We start from the raw sequence: 22,110 nt of genomic DNA, 5'->3' as shown, positions 1-22,110 counted from the left end.
GTAATAACGGTGGTGGCAATAGCAGTAATAACGGTGGTGGTAATAGCGGTAACAACGGTGGCGGCAATAGCGGTAACAACGGTGGCGGCAATAGCGGTAACAACGGTGGTGGCAATAGCGGTAGTGGCAATAGTGGTGGAAGCGGTAATAATTCTGGCGAAAGTAATGGAGGAACAGGAAGCAGTACTCCTACTGGAGAAAACCTAGTTATTATTCAAACTTATAATTATGATGAAAAAAGTACCATAAAGTCTTCAGTAAGTACTAATAAGATTGTTTTTAAACCTAATGGTACTGTGAATCAAGCAGTTACTTACACGATTTGCGACAGCAACAAGTCTGCATCACCTATTCAGGTAGTTGTGAGTAGCAAAGGCCTCATTAGTAGTAAGCCTGGAGGAGTATGCTAATGAGAACTTACGACTCACAGCAAGGGGTTGGTCTGGTTGAAGTGATGGTCGCTGTATTGTTGCTATCAATTGCCGTACTTGGGTTCAGCGCTTTACAAGTACGCGCCGTTGGCGCTACTGATGAGAGTATGATGCGTACCAAATCGCTCACTTTGGTGCGTAATTTATCAGAAATTATGCGCGCTTATCCTGAAGCCTATGTCACAGGCAGTGGCACATCGTTTACCAAAGCGACGCCATCAGAAACAGGGGCGCTACCAACGGTCCAGGCCATCGTTAGTAGTAGTGCGACTACCTCAGCTACTGTCGATGGAAAAAAAGTAGATATTACCAATAATACTGACGGCTGTTTATCTACAGGTACTATAGAGGTTACTGAAAATAGCGTGAAAAAAACGGTACCAGCGCAAAATTGTAATATGAATCAATTGGCGGCACGCGATGCAATGGTATTTAAAAAACAAGCGACCGATGAGGGCCTAGCGGTCAATGTGGTCACTTGTCCTGGAACGACCACTCAAGCGATTCAAACGCAAATGTGTATTATTATTGCTTGGAAAGATACTAAAGCCCTACTTAGTGATAACGACAGTAAGGCCTGCGCAACTGCTAGTGGGACATACAAGATTGGCAGCCAATGCCTCATATCGGAGGCTTACTGATGCGTAATATTAATCATAGCGTATTGAATAGTGAGCTGGGCTTTACCTTAATTGAGCTAATGATTTCGTTAGTTCTTGGACTTTTGATCTCTGCTGCCGTCATGCAAGTATATCTTATCAGTACACGTACCGTCACCGTACAACAAAGTGCGTCTGAAGTTCAAGACAGCACCATATTTGCTATGCAAGCATTAGAGAAGAATATTCGACTTGCCAATTTAGGTAATGATATTACTAATATTACGAGTATAACGCCTCATGGCGGTATCGTATTGACAGGCAATAATATTAATAATGCCAGCTATAAAAATACAGGCGACTTTACGATCAGCGCTGGGCAATCGGTCGTAAAAGGGGCGAATAGCTGGACAGGTATTTCAAATACAGACAAAGCCAGTGACCAACTTACGATTCAGTATAAAAATATAACCAATAGCGTCATGTATGATTGTGAAGGCACAGAAGTTGCGGCAGGTAGTAGCGATTGGGTGGTTGAGCGCTATTTTATCCGTGAAACGGCGACCAATCAGACAGCGACAGTCAAAGAGCTTGGACTTGCGTGCGATGCAGGCCGAGTCACGGATGCAGGTGTGGTTTCAGGTTTCGGTGGTGCAGGAGAGGTACTGATACCTGCAGTCGATCAGTTCAAAGTACTTTTGGGTGTGCGTAGTGATGTTACAAACGTTACTTATCTACCCGCTCAAACTTATTTAACACTGACGGATAAACCTGATATCACCACACTAAAATTAGGTGTCATTATTAGAAGTAATACCCCGCTACTAGAGTCTACAGACAGCAATGAGTTTACGTTATTAGATGCAAAAAATACGCTCAAAACTGATACAACACGAAGAAAGTATTATCGCCGTGCTTATGAAACGACCGTATTACTGCGTAATGCACGCGTAATGTCTGTAGTAGCGAGCCCTATTAGCAGCTCATAATCAATCGAGGTCATTATGTCTACCAAATTATCTACACAGATGCTCTCAAAGCCCATGCAGCAGCAAGGTGCAGTATTGATTGTGGTGCTTTTATTTTTAATCCTTATTGTACTGGCAGGAGCGTTAGCAGTACGCCAAAGTACCACTGACCTAAAGCTATCTACCAGTGACCAGATTAATACGCTACTTTTGCAATCAGCTGACAAAACCAATAAAAACATTGAACAATCAATAAACGGTGATAGTCGTAGTGATATCTATACAGAAATGCTGTCACGTTCAGGACCTTTTGGCTATTTTATTTTAGACAAATCAGCGCAAAGCAATGAATACGTATTTTGCTTAAGACCACGTGGACGATTTTTTGATATCAATAAAACGACTATTCGTACAGCTGACGGGGGTAGCGTTGTGCCTAACACGACCGGCTACTGTAATCCGAGCAAGTCAGAAGACTATATAAGTAGTCGCAATACGAGTATGACACAAGTCAATGTATCGTTAACACCGACTACCGCCTCTGATCCTACGTTTCCTAACGTGACTTTGGGTCAAGATACTGACAAAGTTTCAAGTGTGGCTTATAGTTTTGATGTGAATAGTACCGCGGTACTACCTGCTTATGGTGACACTAAAGTTGGGAATACCAACTGCTTTGCACAAACGACAAGGCCGATTATCGCTACGAAAGTGACTGATACATTATCAGGCTGCATGTCTCGAGCAGGCATACCGAATACGACTGTATATCAACAAGTTGATATTGAAAACCAGTCGCAAAGAGTCAAATGCGTGAATTATGGTAAGGGTAGTGGCCTGTTATGTACTTTACCTTCAAATTAAATTGTTATTGTAAGCAGACTCAAGACATCATGACCCTATGGCGGATCGTCCTGATAACCTTTAAAGGAGTAGATTCATGAAGCTATCAAATAAGCGTTCTGTCCCACTAGGGCAAAAAACAGCGTTAATCACAGCTATTTTAATGAGTCTAAGTACCTTATCAACTCCTGCTATGGCAGACAGAAAGCCTATTGGGGATTTAGAAATTTATAAGGCTGCTGAGGGCGGTAAAGTCACCATCATGATGATGTTAGATACCTCCGGTAGTATGAGTTTGGATCAGGTAAACTATGCTTGTGATTTACCATCAGGGACATATTACATTAAAGGCTCAGAAGCATCTAATACTAATCCTTCATATATAAAAAATTACTGTGAAACAGGTAGAAGATATTATTATCGTCTGAATAATAACAATAATAGATGGTATCGCTGTGGGCCTAGTAACGGTTCTGGTTCCACGGACTATGGTTTTTCAGACTGTGGTGCCGAGATATCTGCTGTGTCTGTTGCTGGGTTTGGGAGTATAACTTCTAATAGTAATAATACGTATTTTTATAAATTTGATAGCAAGACTTATGATCGCCTTACTCGGCTAAAAGATGCAATTTTTGACTTAATGGATAACACTCAGTTAGATAGTGAAAAAGTTGCTATTGGTATTGGTCAGTTTTCTACACAAAGTAATAGTAATAATCAGTTTATAGGAGCCAATGGTAGAAGCGGTAAAATATTGGTACCAGCAGCGTTATTGACAGATACACAGCGTCGGCTAATCAAAACAGAAGTAGCAGGCTTAATAGGCTCAAACGGTACGCCTACGGCCAATGCTTACGCAGAAGCGGGCGCTTATATGTTGGGCACGAATACCGTGTATCTAAATGGTTCTGGTAATTATAGTGGCTTCGATGAATCTGTAAATACGTCAAAAAAGAATGGGAACTATATTAGTCCATTATCATCCCCATCTTCTTGTGATGGGCGTGGGATATATTTCTTAACAGATGGTAACCCTAATAGCTCTCCTGATCCTGCAAGAATAATGCGCACTGTTTTAAAAGATAACAGCTTTTCAATCCCTTCAGACTCGTTGCCAAGTGGTAGTGAAGGTAACAATGGTATGCCTGCAGTCGGTGCGTTTGCTAGAGTTTTGCGCGACCCAACAAAAAACCTATTAGGTGCTGATAGGAAGGTATACACTGCTGTTGTCGGATTTGGCTCAGACTTTAACGTAGATAGAGTAGAAGATGCGAAAAAGAGTGTAGATAAACAGCTGATTCGTACCTTATCGTATACCAATCCAAACACGGGTGCGACAACCAACCGTGATTTTTATAACTGTAAAAATTTTGCGAATGTTGACGCAAGAAATGCGTGTAATTGGGGAGAAAAAACGCATCCTTCTTTACCAGGTGTAGGTGGCTTTGGTGAAGGTGGCTTTTATTCCGCGCAGTCTACTAATGATATTGTTAATAGCATTACAACATTCGTCAACGATTTAGATCAGACTTTACCTGCTGCGCCTTCAGGTACCATTACTGTGCCTGATAACCCTTATCAAGTAGCACAACAGCTGCCATTTGCCTATTTACCTATGCTAGCTGCTGATGTTGCGTCAAACCTTAGTATTTGGGATGGTAATCTAAAAAAGTATTCACTTAACCAAGGTACTTTATACGGTAAAAATAATAGCTTACTGTTCAAAAGTGCAGCTGGTGATTTAAGATCGAGTACTCAAGATTTGTGGCAAAACACCAGCTTTTCAGAAAATGGAACAACTGCAAATGATAGTGTACAGGCAGGCGGTGTCTACGCTCAATTGGCAACACCACGCTCAGGGCTTGCGAGTGTACGTAGCTTATATGTTGAAGATTATACCTCGGCTAACGATAAAACGCCTATATTGCGTAGGGTAGGCGTATCCGCTTCAGGTACGCCGAGTGGATTTGACGCACTTGTTGATACCGCGACTTATACAGAGTTAAACAAGCGGCGCTTACTGAGCTTTTTAGGCTTTGATGGTTTGGTGAGTGCCGATGGTCTTGCGTCATCTAATACGAGAGTCAGTGAATTGACCTTGAGTCGTCCAACGACTGACATCCGAATACTGGGCGGTGTCGTACATTCAAAGCCAACAGCTATTTCATACAGTGCTACTTTAGATGAAAACGGTAGAATTACAAACACGCGTGACGATTACGTACTCTTTGGTTCTATGGATGGCGCGCTTCATTTGGTAGACGCAGATGATGGTAGTGAAACAACAGCCATTATTCCTAAGTACATGCTAGAGCAACAGCCAAAAGCTTTAGTAAAAGATTCTACCGTTGATAAAATAGGTCAACCATATTTTGGTGTTGACGCGCCTTGGCTAGTAACGACAGACTATAGCTATGATTTGGAAAATAGTAGAGTCACAGTAGACACCTCATCGAATAATGGTATGTTTGCGTATGGCGGCTTACGTATGGGTGGTAATGCATTTTATGGCATGGATATCAGTGATGCTGCTACGCCAAGAATGTTATTTACCATTACGCCAAGTGGCTTGAATTATAGTCCCTCAACAGACTTTAGCCGTATGGGACAGATTTGGAGTAAACCAACTGCTGCTAAAGTCCGTCTATCAGCAGATGCTGACCCTATTGACGTATTGGTGTTCGGTGGTGGCTACGATATGCAGTACGAAAATGACAGCTACAAGGCAACTTCAGCGGCACCTGCTAAAGGCAATGCTGTTTATATGATTAATGCTCGTACAGGTGAGCTGATATGGTCTACGAGTGGTGAAGCTGGGGGTAATAAAAATAAAAAAACCGACACCATGATTAATAGTATTGTTGGTGGTATCACAGTTCTTGATAGAGACAATGATGGTTTGATGGATCACTTATATGCCGCAGACTTGGGTGGTCAGGTGTTCCGAGCAGACTTTAAAAATGCACGGCCTGCTGAGTTTGGTTTTACTGAAGTCAATAATTTCTCTAACACTCGCGTTGTTCGTATTTTAAATACGAACTCTAATGCAAATACCCTACCTTATCGTTTTTATGAGCGACCAGTCATTAGTTTTTATCGTAATGAAGGTATTGCTGGCGAAACAGTAGGTAATGCGGGACAAATCTTTGCAATGGTTAATGTTATTTCAGGCAATCGAAGTGCACCACTATCAAGAGTACGTACAAACAACAGTTATGCTAACCGCGTCTACGGTATTATCGATAACGACATCACTCAAAGAACACTGTATGACAGTAGTTTTTCAACCACGGTATCAAACTTAACCGAAAGTGACCTAGTTAATCTAACCTCAACGTTAGGTGATACCCCAACTGCACAAACCAAGCAAACGACTAAAAATACATTGATTCGCGGAACGAAGCGAGGTTGGTACTATCCGTTGACACGTTTTGACGGTTATCAAAACGTCAAATATAACAAAGGTGTAGGGGACAGTGTAGTTATCAATAGTCTGTTATACACTACAGTATATAACCCTGATAAATTATATGGCGCCACAAATTCGTGTAGCGCAAAAATTCAAGGGGGTTCAGAGCGCCAGTTGTATTGCCTACCTTATGGTATCTGTACTGATGAATCATCTATTACTGGTACAGGCGGCTATGTACCTGCAGGTCAAGGTATCCAAGAGCTAACGTTAGGTGCGTATAATGAAAACAATACGGATATTAAAGTACTTATAGGAACCACAACCATAAATGAGCGCGCTGATTCAGCGAATCGAACAAAGTACGGTACGGATACTGGAAAAAATGATACCAATATAAAAGATATCAAATATGATAGTGGTCAAGTGACCCAAACAGGCGGTGACGGTTCAGCGGTAGAGTATTTATTTAATGAGCGTTATACCTTACAGCCAAAGAAATGGTATGAGAAGAAGTAAGGTTAAAGACATAGTGATAAATACTCTCAATAGGGAATCTTATATGCATACGCAGCCTATATGCCATTCATGCGATGATCAAAAGGGCTTTACCTTAATAGAGCTGATGGTGACGGTTTTCATATTGTCTATCCTTGTAGCTATTGCCATACCGAGCTATCGTCAATATGTGATACAAAATGCCGAGCGTGAAGCCCAAGCGAAAATGCTGGACTTACAAATACAGCTGGAGCAATGGCGCGCTAAAGCATTAACGTATCGAGGTTTTCAACCAAGACAGGTAAATGGTAGCAGTACCGTCAGTTATGCTTATGATGGGACTGACAATAAAACCATATACGTCCCTAGTGGTAGTAATGCCAATAATTATCGCTATAAAATTACATTAGTAGATGGGACAGCACCCGCCAATTCATTAATGTCTACCACCAATACAGCTACCAATGTAGACACCACAACAGGACGAGCGTGGAAGATGTTTGCGACGCCGAACAGCAATGGTACTGCGAGTACTGGCCATATATTTATGATGACCAGTCGTGGTTTACGCTGTCAAAGTAAAGATAGAAGTATAACGGTGACATCAACCAACTGTGGAGCAGGGCAGCAGACATGGTAATAAGTACATATCACAAAAAATCAGCAGGATTCACGCTTATTGAAATGATGATTGTCGTCGCGATCATCGGCATATTGGCGGCGATAGCCTATCCAAGCTACCAGCAGTATGTCATAAAAAGTAATCGTGCCGATATGATGAGTGAAATGCAAAATATCGCGCAACAAATTGAGCGACAAAAATTGTCAGCGGGTACATACACCAAGGTATCAACGACTGGCATGACAGGTGATTATCCGCGTCAAGGAACAGCGCTATATACGGTATCTTTACCAAACCCTTTAACGAACAGCTGGACAATCACAGCCACGCCAAAGACAGGCACGCAGATGGCTAGTGACGGCGTACTTACTTTAAACAGTATGGGTGTCAAATGTAGAGCTGACGTGTGTGGCTCTGGTGACGAGTGGAAGCAATAACATTTTTTGACAAAAATCGTCACTACTTTGACATATCAAAAATTTTTAGTGTGGAGCGACAGAGTTTAGCAATATACAATGGACAAAAATTGTCTAAAATAATTAAATGAGTCTAAAAAGAATAATTTTTAGCTGATAAAGAGCGTTTTAATGACTGTTATTATCAATACAAGCGTTAGAAAATCTTCGTTACCTTGTATAGGGTTAACAATGAAGAATAAATTTAAAATATCTAATAGTTACCAGAAAGTTGGCACACTACCTGCAACATTATGAGTAAGAAGGATAGACTAAATACATTAGTCATCCTAAATAATTTTTGTAGGCAGCTAAGATATAGCATCATGCTACTGCCATATATACTCATAGGGAGTTATTATGAACGCTCAAAAAGGTTTTACCCTAATCGAACTAATGATCGTTGTTGCTATTATCGGTATTCTAGCTGCGATCGCTATTCCTGCTTATAGTAGTTATCAAGCGAAATCGAAGCTAACTGCAGGCCTTTCTGAAATTTCTGCGGGCAAAACTGCTGCAGAGCAACTAATAAATGATGGTAAGGAAGTGACTGATGCTGCATCTATCGGATTACAACCTACTACTAATAATTGCAATATAACTGCTTCTACTACAGATGGTGCTGGTACTATCTCTTGTGAGATTCAAAATGCGCCTTCACAGGCACGAGGCGCTGTACTAACTTGGACACGTACAGGAACTGGTCAGTGGACTTGTGAAACTACTGGATTGGCTACTGGTAATAAAGATTTAGCACCAAGCTCTTGTGCTCAATCATAATAAAGTAGTTTGTAGTTAAAGCTCAACTATTTAAAGGTCAAAGCCAAACTTTAAGTTTGGCTTTTTCATTATTTTTTTGTTGCAACTATATGAGTCTAATAAAGTATATTAATCAGAGTTGTCGACTTTCTTTATTTAATAAAGAGTTACTTTTAGGTTTATTCTTAATATTATTCATTTTAGGAATTGCTATTGGTTTTGCTTACCAGTCCTATAATGATTTCCGAGTTTTTCAGGTTTTATTAATACTATCGCTATGTATATGGAATTCTGTAACGAAGCCCGTCATTATTGCTACCTCTGATGCTATATTCTTAATTTTCATTACTATTGGCACTCTATTTTGGCAGCATCACTATTTTATAGTAGTGGACTTACTATTAATATATTTACTTTATAAAACTTTTCAAATATTAAAATATCAAAATACAGTTGCAAAATCGATTGTATTGCTAAGTTTATCAATGTTCCTACTGTTACCTCTTTCTATTTGGGATTATTTGAATACAGGCAAATATCATCCTCTCTGGTATCATTTTTCTTTAAACATTAGAGTATATGATAGTTACTTCTTTATAATGTCTGTTTTTTCAGTTTGGTTCTACATAAACGAGAAGAAATATAAATTTTGCTATTTACTATTTGTATTTTTAGCATTGTTAGCGGTCTTATTAGATGGGGCACGTTCAGTAACAATCGCTTATACTATATTTATAATATTCGTTAGTATCATATATCGTAGTATTCGTTGGCGACTAACAGCAGTATATATGTCTTCTTGGTTAGTGTATTTACTTATAAACTATAGTGTATCGAGCTCAAAGACATCTGTATTACGAGTACTGAGAGAGTCATCTTCTGGCCGTTTAGACTTATGGACAAATGCATATTATTGTTGGACGCAACATCCTATTATAGGATGCGGTTTCTATCAATTAGATTACTATAAAAACTTGTCAGCTCACCCACACAATTTTTATATCCAAATATTAAGTGAAACAGGATTAATAGGTTTTAGCTTCTTAGTTTTCGCAATATCTACTATTATTAGTCGTATTAATTGGCACTATAGAAGTAGCTACTTTGCTATCTCCGCTCTAATTGCTATAGGTATTGATTTAGCATTTTCGGGTGTACATGTGTATCCAGTAACTCAAATAGCATTGCTGTGGTTACTCATATTCTTACTGAAAAGCCCACACTTTTTTCACTCTCAATATTTTTGTTATTCAGAAGCATCTGAAGAATATTTTAAGAAATATTTGTCTTTGACAGTTTATTTAATAATATCTATAGTTTACTTATTCTTATTTATAACTACCTCTGCTCTTGAGGATCTTACTATGTCCATGCCTCCGCGCTTTTGGATAAATGGATATAGTTTATTTTAAAAAAATTTACAAATGGATTAAATTAAGAAAGCCACCTAAACGGTGGCTTTTTTATTCGGCTAGCGAGAATTTTATTTCTCCAAATACTGCAATTTACCTTCTGCGCCGTCCCACTTGTCCGCTTCAGGCATTTTGTCTTTCATCTCAGTGATGTTCGGCCACGTCTGCGCCAGCTCTTCATTCAATTCAATAAAGACTTCTTGACCTTTTGGCACTTCGTCTTCTGAGAAGATGGCATTGGCAGGACATTCAGGCTCGCATAGGGCGCAGTCGATGCACTCATCAGGGTCGATGACCAGAAAGTTTGGTCCTTCATAAAAACAGTCTACAGGACAGACTTCTACACAATCGGTGTATTTGCAAAGGATGCAGTTTTCTGTAACGACAAAGGTCATGGCGGTGGCTACCTACTGTTGATGTTGCGAATAAAAAATAAAGTATATTTTAGCGCTTTTATAGCGATTAAACAAACCTCTTTAACACTCTAGCAACTGTTTGAGCTGATACAACAGATCATGCGCTTGCTTAGGCGTTAAGGCATCAGGGTCACTATCACTTAGCAGCTGACAGGCAGCAAGCTGTTGATTTTGTGTGGATTTATCATCACTACTGTCATCGAGGCTCGTAAACAAGTCCTGCTCATAGCGCATATCGGTCATGCTCGCTGCCACGCTTTTGTCAGCTTGTGAATTAGCTAAGTCAGTTTTGTCATGATTTGGCATTTGGGTGTACTGCACCAAGCTTTGCAAATACTGCTTGGCATCTTCTACCACGTCATTTGGAATGCCCGCCATTTTCGCCACATGCAAGCCAAAGCTAGAGCTTGCCGCGCCTGTACGGATTTTATGCAGCAGTAATAACTGTCCATCGACTTCACTGGCAGCGACGTGTACGTTGCGCACGCCGTCACTGGCTTCGGCAAGCTGAGTCAGTTCAAAATAGTGGGTCGCGAATAATGTTAAGCAGCCCATCGCTTGTAAGCGCCCAACGCACGCGTGCGCGATAGCTAGCCCGTCTGTGGTTGAGGTGCCGCGCCCGACCTCATCCATGAGTACCAACGACTGCGCGCTTGCCAAATTTAGGATGGTCGCGGTCTCAATCATCTCCACCATAAAGGTTGACTTACCGCCTGCAAGGTCGTCCGCCGAGCCAATACGGGTAAAGATACGGTCGATATTACCGATGCTGGCGTATTCTGCGGGGACAAAGCTGCCGCAATGCGCGAGCAGGACAATCAGCGCGGTCTGGCGCATAAAGGTCGATTTGCCGCCCATGTTCGGACCTGTGATGAGTAGTAGACGCTCAGGATGCTCATCACTGCCAAGTGCGCAATCATTAGCGACAAAGTTTGGCGGCGTGCTGGCATCCATGCGCGCATGATTGCGTAGCGCTGACTCGACGACTAAGTGTCGTCCGCCGCGAATGTCAATGCTGCTATCAGCGGTGTCGGTCATGATGGGTCGCTGCCACTGATAACTGTCCGCGAGCTGCGCCCAATTGATGAGTACATCAAGGTGCGCGACCGCTGCGCTAAACTGTTGTAAGGCAGACAGCTGTTCGCCAAGCGTTTCCAGCAGTTCGTTATACAGCATCTTTTCGCGGGCGAGGGCACGAGTCTGCGCGCTCAGATAGTCGGTCTCTAGCGTCTTTAGTTCTTCAGTGATAAAGCGCTCGCTGTTCTTAAGCGTTTGTCTGCGGATAAAGTGCGCGGGTGCGCTTTGGGCTTGCACTTTAGGCAATTCAAAATAAAAACCACTGACTTTGTTAAAGCCGACTTTAAGGCTCGGCAGTTTATGCGTTTGCCTTGCTTCTTCTGCCATTTCATCGAGGGTGCTTTGGACGTTGTCGTGCAGATGGGTCAGTTTGTCGAATTCCTCATCATAGCCTGTTGCCAGCATACCGCCATCACGAATATGCGCGGGCGGCTCATCGACGATAGCGCGGTCGATCAGTGCGGCAGTCTCTTGGATGGTAGGCAGCTCGGCAGGGAAGCTTTGTAACAAAATCGGCAGCAGTCCGCTGTCATTAAGATTGATGCCTTGTTGCGTCAGCGTCTCTTGCAGACGCGCACTGTTGTGAATGGCGTCTGCCAATTTACGCAAATCACGCGGCTTAGCACTCATGAGCGCAATGCGGCTACTGATACGCTCAACGTCGCCAATTTCTGCCAGCACATTTTGTAAGCGGTCGATAGCGCTGGCGGCGGTATCGTCTACTGGGTTCAATAAGTGCGCAATCGCATCAAGGCGCTGGTTGATTAACGTGCGGCTGCGCAATGGGCGCTTCATTTGTTGTACCAGCAGTCGGCGACCCATCGGCGTTTTGCAGTGATTGACCACGTGGGTGAGCGCGGTGCCGCTCGGCGTAACGGGCGCGAACAGCTCTAGGTTTTGCTGGCTGCTGGCGTCCATAATCAGATAGTCGTTATTGTCCTCAACCAGCAGTTGATTGACCTGCGGCACTTGGCACTGCTGGGTTTGGCGCGCGTAGTGTATTAGTGCTGCGCTGCTGGTTTGCGCGAGGGGCTTGTCCTGAATGCCCAAACCGTCCAAACGCTCGACGGCAAACTGTTGGCACAAAGTCATAGGCGCGTGCTCAGGGTGAAAGTCCGCTGCCGCCACTTCGATAACGGGGCAGTCAATCACACTACGCAGCCACGCCAGCCAGTGCTCGTCGATACGTTCACTGACGATACATTCGCTGGGGGCAAAGCGCGCTAAAACGGTTTGCACCTCGGTACGCAACGCATCCAGCGCCTTATCCGTGCCGTGCACTTCTTGGGTGGTGATGGTGCCCGCAGCAAGGTTCAATTGACTGACCGCAACGCCAATCGGCTGATTGCTGCCCGCGCGCGGCAATTTTACATCCAGCGCGGCGACCGTTGGCGTGGCATTGGGCGCAATCAGCGCATCATCGGTGATGGTGCCTGCGGTTAAGGTTTTGACCACTTCGCGGCGCATGATGCCGCCTATGGCTGGCTTGTCTTTAGCCTTGGCATCGTTGTTTTTGTTCTTATCATCAGAGACATTATCAGCGTCGTCTTTATTATTGTCTTCGACTTGCTCGCAGACGACCACGGTTTGCCCTGCGGCAATCAGGCGCGCCATATAGCTGTCAGCGGCGTGAAACGGCACACCTGCCATGGCGATGGTATTGCCTGCTTTATCCGTACCACGGCGGGTAAGAGTAATGTCCAAAATCTCTGCCGCACGCTCGGCATCGCTAAAAAACAGCTCGTAAAAATCGCCCATGCGATACAGCAAAAGCGCGCTTGGATACTGCGCTTTTAGGTTCAGATATTGCACCATCATCGGCGTGTGGTGCGCGAGGTCATAGACGCTATCGCCAATGGTCAGTTCAGTCGATGCAGGGGTAAGACTCATGGATGCCCTCATAATGGATAAAACAAAAACAGGTCGCTTAAAAATAGCTTAGTAAACGCCTCAGAAAATAGCGTCAATAGTGCGAGCAGCGGTGATTAAAGCTGCGTGTGGTATATATAGTCGTAAATATGGGTGACTACCAAGAAAAAACAAGCGCGTCACGTAGCGCTTGCAAAGTGGTGTATGGATAATGGCGATGCTATGATGCCTTATCAAATGATGCGCTGAAACGATGACAACATCGTCCGCCTGCTATTTTACCACGAGTATGCGCATGATGCGGCGGCAAATATCGCCCCACGCCCCTTGTATCCATCGCCATCATAACCATATATAATGAGGCACACTTTATTGGGTGACATGATGCCAGAGAGCGCTCGGCGATAATAATGCCAAAGGCGACATGTGCAGATGTCAAATATTTCCATAGGTTAAAAAATTATGTTATCAAAGATTGTAGGCAGTGTGGTCGGTACCAAAAATGACCGCGAACTCAAGCGGATGCGCCGTATCGTTAGCAAAGTCAATGCACAAGAACAAAGCGTACAAGCGCTGTCTGACGAGCAGTTGAAACAAAAAACACAAGAATTTAAGGCTCGCTTTGAAAAGGGTGAGAGCCTGGACGCGCTATTGCCCGAAGCCTTCGCCGTCTGCCGCGAAGCCTCTTTACGCGTGATGGGCATGCGCCACTATGACGTGCAGCTTATCGGTGGTATCACCCTGCACGAAGGCAAAATCGCCGAGATGAAAACGGGTGAGGGTAAAACCTTGATGGCGACCCTTGCCATTTATCTGAATGCCATTAGCGGCAAAGGCGTGCACGTGGTAACGGTCAACGATTACTTGGCGTCGCGTGATGCTGAGCTGAACCGTCCGCTATTTGCTTTTTTGGGTTTAAGCGTCGGCGTGATTTATTCACAGCAGCCGCCCCAAGACAAAGTCAATGCCTATCAAGCGGATATCACCTACGGCACCAATAACGAATATGGCTTTGATTACCTGCGTGACAACATGGTGTTTAAGCTCGAAGAGAAAAAACAGCGCCCGCTGAACTACTGTATTATCGATGAAATTGACTCCATCTTGATTGATGAAGCGCGTACCCCGCTGATTATCTCAGGTCAGGCCGAAGACTCCTCACGCATGTACGCGCTCATTAATACCATCATCCCGCGTCTGGTGCGTTCAAAGGACGAAGAAGCCAATAAGAACAACGAAGACGAAGATTTTTGGATTGATGAAAAGAACCGTCAGATTGAGATTAGCGAAAAAGGCTATGAAAAAATCGAGCACTTCTTAACCGAAGTTGGTGAGCTGGGCGAAAACGAAAGCCTATATAGTCCAAGTCGTTTGCCGCTACTTGCCCACGTACAAGCCGCCATCCGTGCGCACCATATCTTTGTTAAAAACGTCCATTACATCGTCAATGAGGGCGAAATCGTCATCGTCGATGAAAATACAGGTCGCACCATGCCAGGCCGCCGCTGGTCAGAGGGCTTGCACCAAGCGATTGAGGCCAAAGAAGGCGTGGATATTCAAGCCGAAAACCAGACGCTGGCGACCACCACTTTCCAGAACTATTTCCGTCTGTATGACAAGCTGTCAGGCATGACAGGTACTGCCGATACCGAAGCGGCAGAATTCAAATCGACTTATGATCTTGATGTCGTTATTATCCCAACGCACCGACCGATTGCGCGTATCGACATGGATGACCAGATCTTTTTGACCAAATTGGGCAAATACAAAGGCATCATCCGCGAGATTAAAGAAATCCAAGCCAAAGGCGCACCTGTGCTCGTCGGTACGGCAACCATCGAAGCCTCAGAAGAGTTGTCATACCTGCTCGACCAAGAAGGTATCAAGCACAACGTCCTAAATGCCAAGCAGCATGAGCGCGAAGCAGACATCATCGCACAGGCAGGTAGCCCAAAATCAGTCACCATCGCCACCAACATGGCAGGTCGTGGTACGGATATTATCTTGGGCGGTAACTGGCAGTCGTTTATCGAAGACATTGAGTCGGTAGATAAAGACGAGCTGGCACGCCTTAAAGCAGAATGGCAAGTCAAGCATGACCAAGTGGTCAATGCAGGCGGTCTGCACATCATTGGTTCAGAGCGTCATGAGTCACGCCGTATTGATAATCAGCTGCGTGGTCGTGCAGGGCGTCAAGGTGACCCTGGCATGTCGCGTTTCTTCTTATCGCTCGAAGATGATCTCATGCGTATCTTTGCAGGCGACCGCGTGGTCAATATGATGCGCGCTATGGGTCTTAAAGAAGACGAAGCCATTGAGCACAAAATGGTCTCGCGCTCGATTGAAAACGCGCAAAGCAAAGTAGAAAGCCGCGACTTCGATGCGCGTAAAAACCTACTGAAATACGATGACGTGGCCAACGAGCAGCGTAAAGTGATTTATGGTCAGCGTGATGACCTCTTAGCTGAGATGGACTTGTTAGAAGCTATCGAGAAGATGAATCATGAAGTGTATAACGCACTCATCAGCCAGTTTGTACCACCAGGGTCGGTAGACGATCAGTGGGATATTGACGGTTTAGAAGACGAGCTGGAAGACGAATTCAAAATTGTCATGCCAATCAATGACTGGCTTGACGAAGATCGCCGCCTTGATGAAGAAGGCTTACGCGCCAAAATCATCGATACCGCGATTGCCCGCTATCACAGCCGCCGTGAGCAAATGGGCGAAGAAAATGCCGCTCAGCTAGAGCGCCACTTTATGCTCCAAAGCCTTGATAAGCACTGGAAAGAGCATTTGACGCAGATGGATCAGCTGCGTAAAGGCATTCATTTGCGCGGCTACGCACAAAAGAACCCTGAACAAGAGTACAAGCGCGAAGCGTTTGAGCTGTTCCAAATGATGCTCGGCGCGATTAAGTCAGAAACGGTGCAAGACTTATCCCGCGTACACATCCCAACCAAAGAAGAGCTAGAAGCCCTAGAGGCGCAGCAACGTGAAGAAGCCGCGCACATGCAGATGCAGTTTGAGCATGATGATGTGGACAGCCTCACAGGCGAGCGCCAGCCAGACGCGCAGTCGCAACCAGTACGCCGTGCTGCAGCCAGTGGCGCTGCGGGTGCAGCATCAGGTGCAGGTGACAACCCATATGCAGGCCAGAACATCAGTCGTAATGCGCCATGCCCTTGCGGTTCGGGTCTGAAATATAAGCAATGCCACGGTAAAATTGCTTAATCTAAGCGGACTTTTTAAACGATATGAGAAAACGCTGTCATCATTATGGCAGCATTTTTTTATGCGCATGATTGATAGGCGGATGGCAGTGTCACAGATATCATACTAACAGCGGGGCAGAGATTACAAACCCCATATAGGCGACAGCGGCGCAGGCAGGGTATAGTAAGCGGGTATGACTTTTTTGGAGAGAATAATTATGATAGTACGTCGCCCAACAATAATTATGACAGGCCTACTCGCCAGCGTATTGGCACTTAGCGCTTGTCAAGATAAGGCCGAACCCGATAGCAGTGCTGATACTGGCACCAGTAGCGAGCCAGCCATGTCCGCTGCACCTGCAGATCCTAATGAAACGGTCGTCGATAGCGATACAGGTATTGATGGTATTGCTGATGATACCACAGCAATGGTTGATGGCAGTGTTGCTCAACTGTCCTACCTGTGCACACCAGCGATGAAAGTGACGGCAACCTATAAAGACGATGCCAATGAAGTTGTATTGGAGACAGACCAAGGCACGCTTAGCCTCATGCAGCTCAATGACAATACCAACCCTGAAGTCTATGAAGTCTCAACAGCAATGGACGGTGGCGAAGGCTTTACTCAGTGGCGTGTGGCACACGAAGCGCGTGAAACGGGCGTCATGCGTGTGGCAGGTACAGATCAGAGCAATGTGACAACTTATGAGTGTAAGTCAGAATAATGATATAGAACAATACCTAATTGCTCATTGTGCACGCAGAAAAAGCAACGTCATGGTTGCTTTTTTTGTGCCTGTTTCACTAGATTGCACCATCAATGGTTATCGCTATTTGGATGATGGGTAACCTCTACCAAGCCTTCTTCTTGTACATCAAGCGCTTCGTGCTGTAGCTCCACTTGAATGCTATCTGTATGGGTATGTGTGGTCTTGCTAACGGACACTTCTTGTACCGCATAGGTGTCTTTGGTAATGTTTGCCACTTGACGCGATAAAACAATCTCCAAAGGTTCATCACTGATATCGACCTCTTTGCCATTAATAGTGACTACCGCTTTACTACCTAATGATGGCGTCACGTGACGTACGATGTCCTTGTCGTCATAGCTGCCTGAGAGCAGCTCTTGACTGTCTGTGTCATTATAGTCAGTCCGAATGGTAAGGTACTCTTCTACCAGCTCAATCGGTACGGTAATGCTTTTGGTGCGCGTGTACTTGGTGACGGTGACTTTACCAACATCTATGCGCTCTTTAGTGACAACAGGACGCTCCTCTAACAACTCTAAACGGCCAATAAAGTCTTCTTCGACTTTATGATGATCAATGGCTGTATCGATGTGGCTGTCATTGTCTTTTTCTAATGGGGGCAGTTGGTTTTCATGATTGTGGTTAGAGATTTTGGCTGTATTCGTATCGTCGATTTTTGGATTAAGAGGGCGATTTTTTGGGTCGTTGTAGTCGATGCTCATTATTATATTCCTTATTATCAAAGCATTGAAGTGGCCCTAAAAATAGGGTCTTTACATGATGGTTATTATTAAAAATAGCGGTATTAATCACCAATAAGCGAACCGTAAAAAAGGCCAGAGATGCACTCTGACCTTTCTAATTTTATGGCACCCACTGACTGCTCTATGAAGAACAATCAAAAATAGGCCACAAATTACATACCACGAGCACGGCGTACATCTTCTGCCGAAATGCCATCACGGTCGACAATATTACCTTCGCGGTCTACCACATTGCCGTCACGGTCAACATCAAGCTCTTCACGTTGGATGGTTTCAACCAATGTTTCAGTGTGGTGTTCAGTGGTTTTACCCACGCTGACTTCTTCAGCGACATACGTTTCTTTGTTAACACGAGCACGGTCTGCTTCTAGTTCAACTTCGATGGTTTGGTTATTGCCATCTAGGTCATCACCGATACGACGATCTGTTGGACGGTCTACATTGGTACGTTCGATATGGGCTTGCTCTTCTTCGAGGTCCACTTCGATATTGCGCTCTTCAGTGACCACGTGTTTACCAACTTTAACCAATCCTGCAACGATACGGTCCTTATTAACCGTCAAGCGCTCTTCTAACAGCTCAAGCGTATTTGGAGCATTGTAAGAATCTTCAGCGATTTCTAGGCGCTCTTCAGAAGGTACAGTGTCAGCAACAAACGCTTGGCGATCTTTTTCGTTTTGTTCTTCATAGCTGTATTGATAATCATGGTCGTACTCTTCCATGGCTTCAGCTTGCGATTCAGTCAGACTGTCAAAGAAAATATCATCACCCACAATACGTGCTAAACCTGCAGGTACCAGTACTTCTTTTGAGCTGAACCAACCGCCGACATCAACGATGAAATAGCGGATACGGCCAGTTGTATCTTCTACCAATGCACCTTCAATCTTACCGATTTTGTCTTCTTTAGCGCCATAAGCGGTTTTGCCTGTGGGATCATAGTAGTCATCACCAATAAGGTCATGGTGAGTGGCTTGAATGTCTTGTAAACGGATAAGTTGGCTCATTATTATAATTCCTTTGATTGATTGTTTTCTTAGATAGTCGTCTAGTTATAGCTGACGCATTCAGTCTTTTTCGTTATTTAGCATTCAAGCAAACGGTGGCCAGTTTCATTCAAGTCCTTAACAATACATTGTTTAAGACATAGCTTGGACTGCCCAACATTGCCCGAACTGGTTACCACTCTATCACTTGCTATTGATGCTAAACATACGAACAAAGTAGCGAAATGTCCTTTGGAAGTAATAGCGTGTAATAGGCTGTAAATGGTGTGACAAGTCCGCGTTGCGATGTAACCTGACATTACAGTAAAAGTATTTTTATACCAAAATCCTTGAAAAAACAAAACCTTAAAGTAATGTCGTTTATAAACAAAGACCGCAGTAGCTGAAACTACTGCGGTCTATAATAAGCTATTTACGTTTGAAAATTATGAAAGCAAGCTATTAATCGCGATTACGTACACGTAAAATATCTGCTACAGAAATATGGTCGGTTGCAAGGATAGTACCATTTCTACTCACAATATTGTTATCCGCGTCGACATCTAACCCCTCACGATATATTAGTCCAGCTAGCGTATCTTCATTGCGCATTGCGTCAGTGACTTCGACATCATGATAGTCGGCTGGCATACGATGCGCCGCGCGAGGCGTATTTGCAGCAATATGATCGCGGTGCGTGCCCAAGCGCTCTTCTAATGGCGCAAAATGTTCAGGCGCATTGTAATTATGATCAGCAATGTCTACACGCTCATCAGCGGGTAGGGTCTCTGCACCAAAGGCGCGGCGGTCTTTTTCGTATTGTTCTTTGTAGCTGTACTGATAATCGTGATCGTATACTTCCATCGCTTCTACTTGCGATTTGGTAAGGCTGTCAAAAAACACATCATCACCAACGATACGTGCTAAGCCAGCTGGCGCGAGTACTTCTTTGGCGCTAAACCATCCGCCAACATCAACGATTAGGTAACGAATGCGGCCAGTGGTATCTTCTACCAACGCGCCTTCAATCTTACCGATTTTTTCTTCGTTAATGCCGTAGGCGGTTTTGCCTGTTGGGTCGTAGTAATCATCACCGATAAGCTCACGATGGGTGGCCTGAATGTCTTGTAAACGAATAAGCTGGCTCATAATGGTTTTCCTTGTTTATAATGCTATTTGTAAAGCGTGATTGTCGTTATATTGATCATTGTATTAAACGGTACTTTTCTAATCTTATTTAGGTATCGAAAGTGGTATCGCTGATAATTATTCTTCTTCAATCATTCTTATTAGATTTTATTCTTCACTCGTTTTTTATAGGTATTTTTTAAACATTATTATTCTAAAGTTCCTGCACTTTTTATTATGAGCATCGCTAAGAACTGCTTAAGATAATAGCAAGCCAATACCGATGACAATACCCGCGCAAGGTAGCAAAGTGTGCGTGCAAAGTAATGACGTGTAAAAGGCTGTAAGTGCTTTTTCTGTTTCAACGCTTAGCTTAACCAACCTTTACGGCCGTTATAAAGGGTTAACCGTAAGTAGCGTTCATAGAAGATAGGCATAAAAAACGCGGCATCAGATTATCTGCGCCGCGTTCATAAAGCATTTATGGGGTGAAAGCTAAAACATCAGGGCAACTCAATAGCGACAGCAACCGCTTCGCCGCCGCCGATACATAAGGTTGCAACACCTTTTTTGCCACCTGTACGCTGTAATGAGTGGAGTAGCGTGACCAAAATGCGTGCGCCAGAGCAGCCGACAGGATGGCCAAGCGCACAAGCGCCACCTTCGATGTTGACCTTGTCAATATCCAAATCAAAAGCATCGATTGCCATCATGGTAACGACTGCAAAGGCTTCGTTAATTTCCCACAAATCCACGTCTTTGGCTTGCCAGCCTGTTTTTTGGAGCAGCTTTTCAATCGCGCCCACAGGTGCAATGGTAAATTCGCTTGGGTGCTGAGCATGCTGTGCAGTGGCAACGATGCGCGCTTGAATGGTGGCGCCTTGTTCGTTCGCTGCTGCCTCACGCATGAGTACCAGCGCAGCGCCGCCATCTGAGATAGAGCTGGCATTGGCGGCAGTAATGGTGCCCTCTTTAGCAAAGGCAGGACGCAAGGTGGGAATGCGTTCGGCATCAGCAAGCGCTGGCTCTTCATCGGTATCGACCGTGTGCGTTTTGCGGCGCTCAGTGACCGTGACAGGCGTAATTTCTTTGGCAAAATGCCCGTCTTTAATCGCTGTCAGGGCACGACTTAAAGACAAAATTGCAAATTCGTCCATCTGCTCACGGGTATAGCCTTTTTTGTCCGCCATCTCTTGGGCAAACTGACCCATCAGCTTGCCAGTCTCGGCGTCCTCTAACCCATCAATGAACATGTGGTCTTTGACGTCTTTGTGTCCCATACGATAGCCGCTACGTGCTTGCGGTAATAAATATGGGGCGTTACTCATGGACTCCATACCGCCAGCGACGGCAATATCAATGCTGCCCGCTTTGATGGCATCATGGGCTTGCATCACTGCTTTGAGACCTGAGCCGCACAGTTTGTTGATGGTGGTCGCGCCAATACTATCAGGCATACCTGCCTTGCGCATGGCCTGACGTGCAGGGCCTTGACCCAAACCTGCAATCAAAATGCAGCCCATAATCACTTCGTCAGGGGTATCAAAAGATATATTGGCGCGAGTTAAGGCTTCTTTGATGGCTGCTGCACCAAGCTCGGTGGCAGAGGCAGGGGACAGCGCCCCTTGAAAGCCGCCCATTGGGGTACGTGCGCTACTTACAATCACAACGGCATCATTAGACATGAGGTATTTCCTTATACAAGACATGAGGTATTTCCTTATACATTGACTTCCTCCCCTCCCTAAAATGAGGGGATTCCCTCACTTTGCATAGCAACATTGCTATTGGGTGGCGATTTCTCCAGCGAGACGGTCAAGCCCGACCGCAAGAATGTTCTTAGCGGCATTGATATCTCTATCATGCCGTGTGCCACACCCAGCACAAGTCCATTCTCTTATTCCAAGACC

At 44.5% G+C, this 22,110-nt stretch carries 18 protein-coding genes; 11 read left to right on the top strand and 7 right to left on the bottom strand.

Annotated features, from left to right (window positions below):
* The 9 genes from JIE71_RS11720 to JIE71_RS11680 form a co-directional block, all read left to right on the top strand.
* A partial coding sequence (locus JIE71_RS11720) for a GspH/FimT family protein (RefSeq protein ID WP_199508903.1) occupies positions 1–410 on the top strand: 410 nt, incomplete at its 5' end.
* Entirely contained in the window at positions 410–1,072 is a 663-nt protein-coding gene (gene pilV / locus JIE71_RS11715) for a type IV pilus modification protein PilV (protein ID WP_199508902.1), read from the top strand. The genes JIE71_RS11720 and pilV, both read left to right, overlap by 1 nt.
* Positions 1,072–2,019, top strand: coding sequence for a PilW family protein (locus JIE71_RS11710; protein ID WP_199508901.1), 948 nt, complete (start codon positions 1,072–1,074; stop codon positions 2,017–2,019). Before pilV ends, JIE71_RS11710 begins: the two co-directional genes overlap by 1 nt.
* Positions 2,020–2,034: 15 nt before the next feature.
* Entirely contained in the window at positions 2,035–2,862 is an 828-nt protein-coding gene (locus JIE71_RS11705; RefSeq protein WP_199508900.1) for a pilus assembly protein PilX, read from the top strand.
* Positions 2,863–2,938: 76 nt separating this feature from the next.
* Positions 2,939–6,769 carry a PilC/PilY family type IV pilus protein gene (locus JIE71_RS11700; protein WP_199508899.1) on the top strand — a complete coding sequence of 1,277 codons (3,831 nt, stop codon included), beginning with the start codon at positions 2,939–2,941 and terminating at the stop codon, positions 6,767–6,769.
* Between the two features lie 43 nt (positions 6,770–6,812).
* Positions 6,813–7,388: a type IV pilin protein gene (locus JIE71_RS11695; protein ID WP_199508898.1), complete on the top strand. Its 576-nt coding sequence runs from the start codon at positions 6,813–6,815 to the stop codon at positions 7,386–7,388.
* On the top strand, positions 7,382–7,807 hold the full coding sequence (locus tag JIE71_RS11690) for a type IV pilin protein (RefSeq protein ID WP_199508897.1): 426 nt from the start codon (positions 7,382–7,384) through the stop codon (positions 7,805–7,807). The genes JIE71_RS11695 and JIE71_RS11690 overlap by 7 nt, the downstream gene beginning before the upstream one ends.
* A 378-nt stretch (positions 7,808–8,185) precedes the next feature.
* On the top strand, positions 8,186–8,605 hold the full coding sequence (locus JIE71_RS11685) for a pilin (RefSeq protein WP_199508896.1): 420 nt from the start codon (positions 8,186–8,188) through the stop codon (positions 8,603–8,605).
* Positions 8,606–8,694: 89 nt separating this feature from the next.
* On the top strand, positions 8,695–9,996 hold the full coding sequence (locus tag JIE71_RS11680; RefSeq protein WP_199508895.1) for an O-antigen ligase family protein: 1,302 nt from the start codon (positions 8,695–8,697) through the stop codon (positions 9,994–9,996).
* Positions 9,997–10,067: 71 nt separating this feature from the next.
* Here JIE71_RS11680 and fdxA read toward each other — a convergent pair whose 3' ends face one another.
* Complete coding sequence (fdxA, locus tag JIE71_RS11675) at positions 10,068–10,391, bottom strand: ferredoxin FdxA (RefSeq protein WP_199508894.1); 324 nt, start codon at positions 10,389–10,391, stop codon at positions 10,068–10,070.
* A gap of 81 nt (positions 10,392–10,472) precedes the next feature.
* On the bottom strand, positions 10,473–13,379 hold the full coding sequence (gene mutS / locus JIE71_RS11670) for a DNA mismatch repair protein MutS (protein WP_228284680.1): 2,907 nt from the start codon (positions 13,377–13,379) through the stop codon (positions 10,473–10,475).
* A 441-nt stretch (positions 13,380–13,820) separates the two neighbouring features.
* Between mutS and secA the strand changes: the two genes are divergently transcribed.
* Complete coding sequence (gene secA, locus JIE71_RS11665; protein WP_199508893.1) at positions 13,821–16,592, top strand: preprotein translocase subunit SecA; 2,772 nt, start codon at positions 13,821–13,823, stop codon at positions 16,590–16,592.
* A 199-nt stretch (positions 16,593–16,791) separates the two neighbouring features.
* Positions 16,792–17,298: a hypothetical protein gene (locus tag JIE71_RS11660; protein WP_199508892.1), complete on the top strand. Its 507-nt coding sequence runs from the start codon at positions 16,792–16,794 to the stop codon at positions 17,296–17,298.
* 92 nt (positions 17,299–17,390) lie between these two features.
* On the opposite strand, the gene JIE71_RS11655 is transcribed toward JIE71_RS11660, so the two are convergent.
* The 5 genes from JIE71_RS11655 to JIE71_RS11635 form a co-directional block, all read right to left on the bottom strand.
* Positions 17,391–18,044: a YsnF/AvaK domain-containing protein gene (locus JIE71_RS11655; protein ID WP_199508891.1), complete on the bottom strand. Its 654-nt coding sequence runs from the start codon at positions 18,042–18,044 to the stop codon at positions 17,391–17,393.
* Positions 18,045–18,238: 194 nt separating this feature from the next.
* Positions 18,239–19,093, bottom strand: a complete 855-nt coding sequence (locus tag JIE71_RS11650) for a DUF2382 domain-containing protein (protein WP_199508890.1) — start codon at positions 19,091–19,093, stop codon at positions 18,239–18,241.
* 441 nt (positions 19,094–19,534) lie between these two features.
* Complete coding sequence (locus tag JIE71_RS11645) at positions 19,535–20,221, bottom strand: PRC-barrel domain-containing protein (RefSeq protein WP_199508889.1); 687 nt, start codon at positions 20,219–20,221, stop codon at positions 19,535–19,537.
* 482 nt (positions 20,222–20,703) lie between these two features.
* Positions 20,704–21,885, bottom strand: a complete 1,182-nt coding sequence (locus tag JIE71_RS11640; RefSeq protein WP_199508888.1) for a thiolase family protein — start codon at positions 21,883–21,885, stop codon at positions 20,704–20,706.
* A gap of 99 nt (positions 21,886–21,984) precedes the next feature.
* A partial coding sequence (locus tag JIE71_RS11635) for a zinc ribbon domain-containing protein (RefSeq protein ID WP_199508876.1) occupies positions 21,985–22,110 on the bottom strand: 126 nt, incomplete at its 5' end.

This window comes from Psychrobacter sp. bablab_jr014 (assembly GCF_016464015.1).
Taxonomy (GTDB): Bacteria; Pseudomonadota; Gammaproteobacteria; order Pseudomonadales; family Moraxellaceae; genus Psychrobacter.
This window is presented reverse-complemented; position numbering and strand designations above follow the sequence as displayed.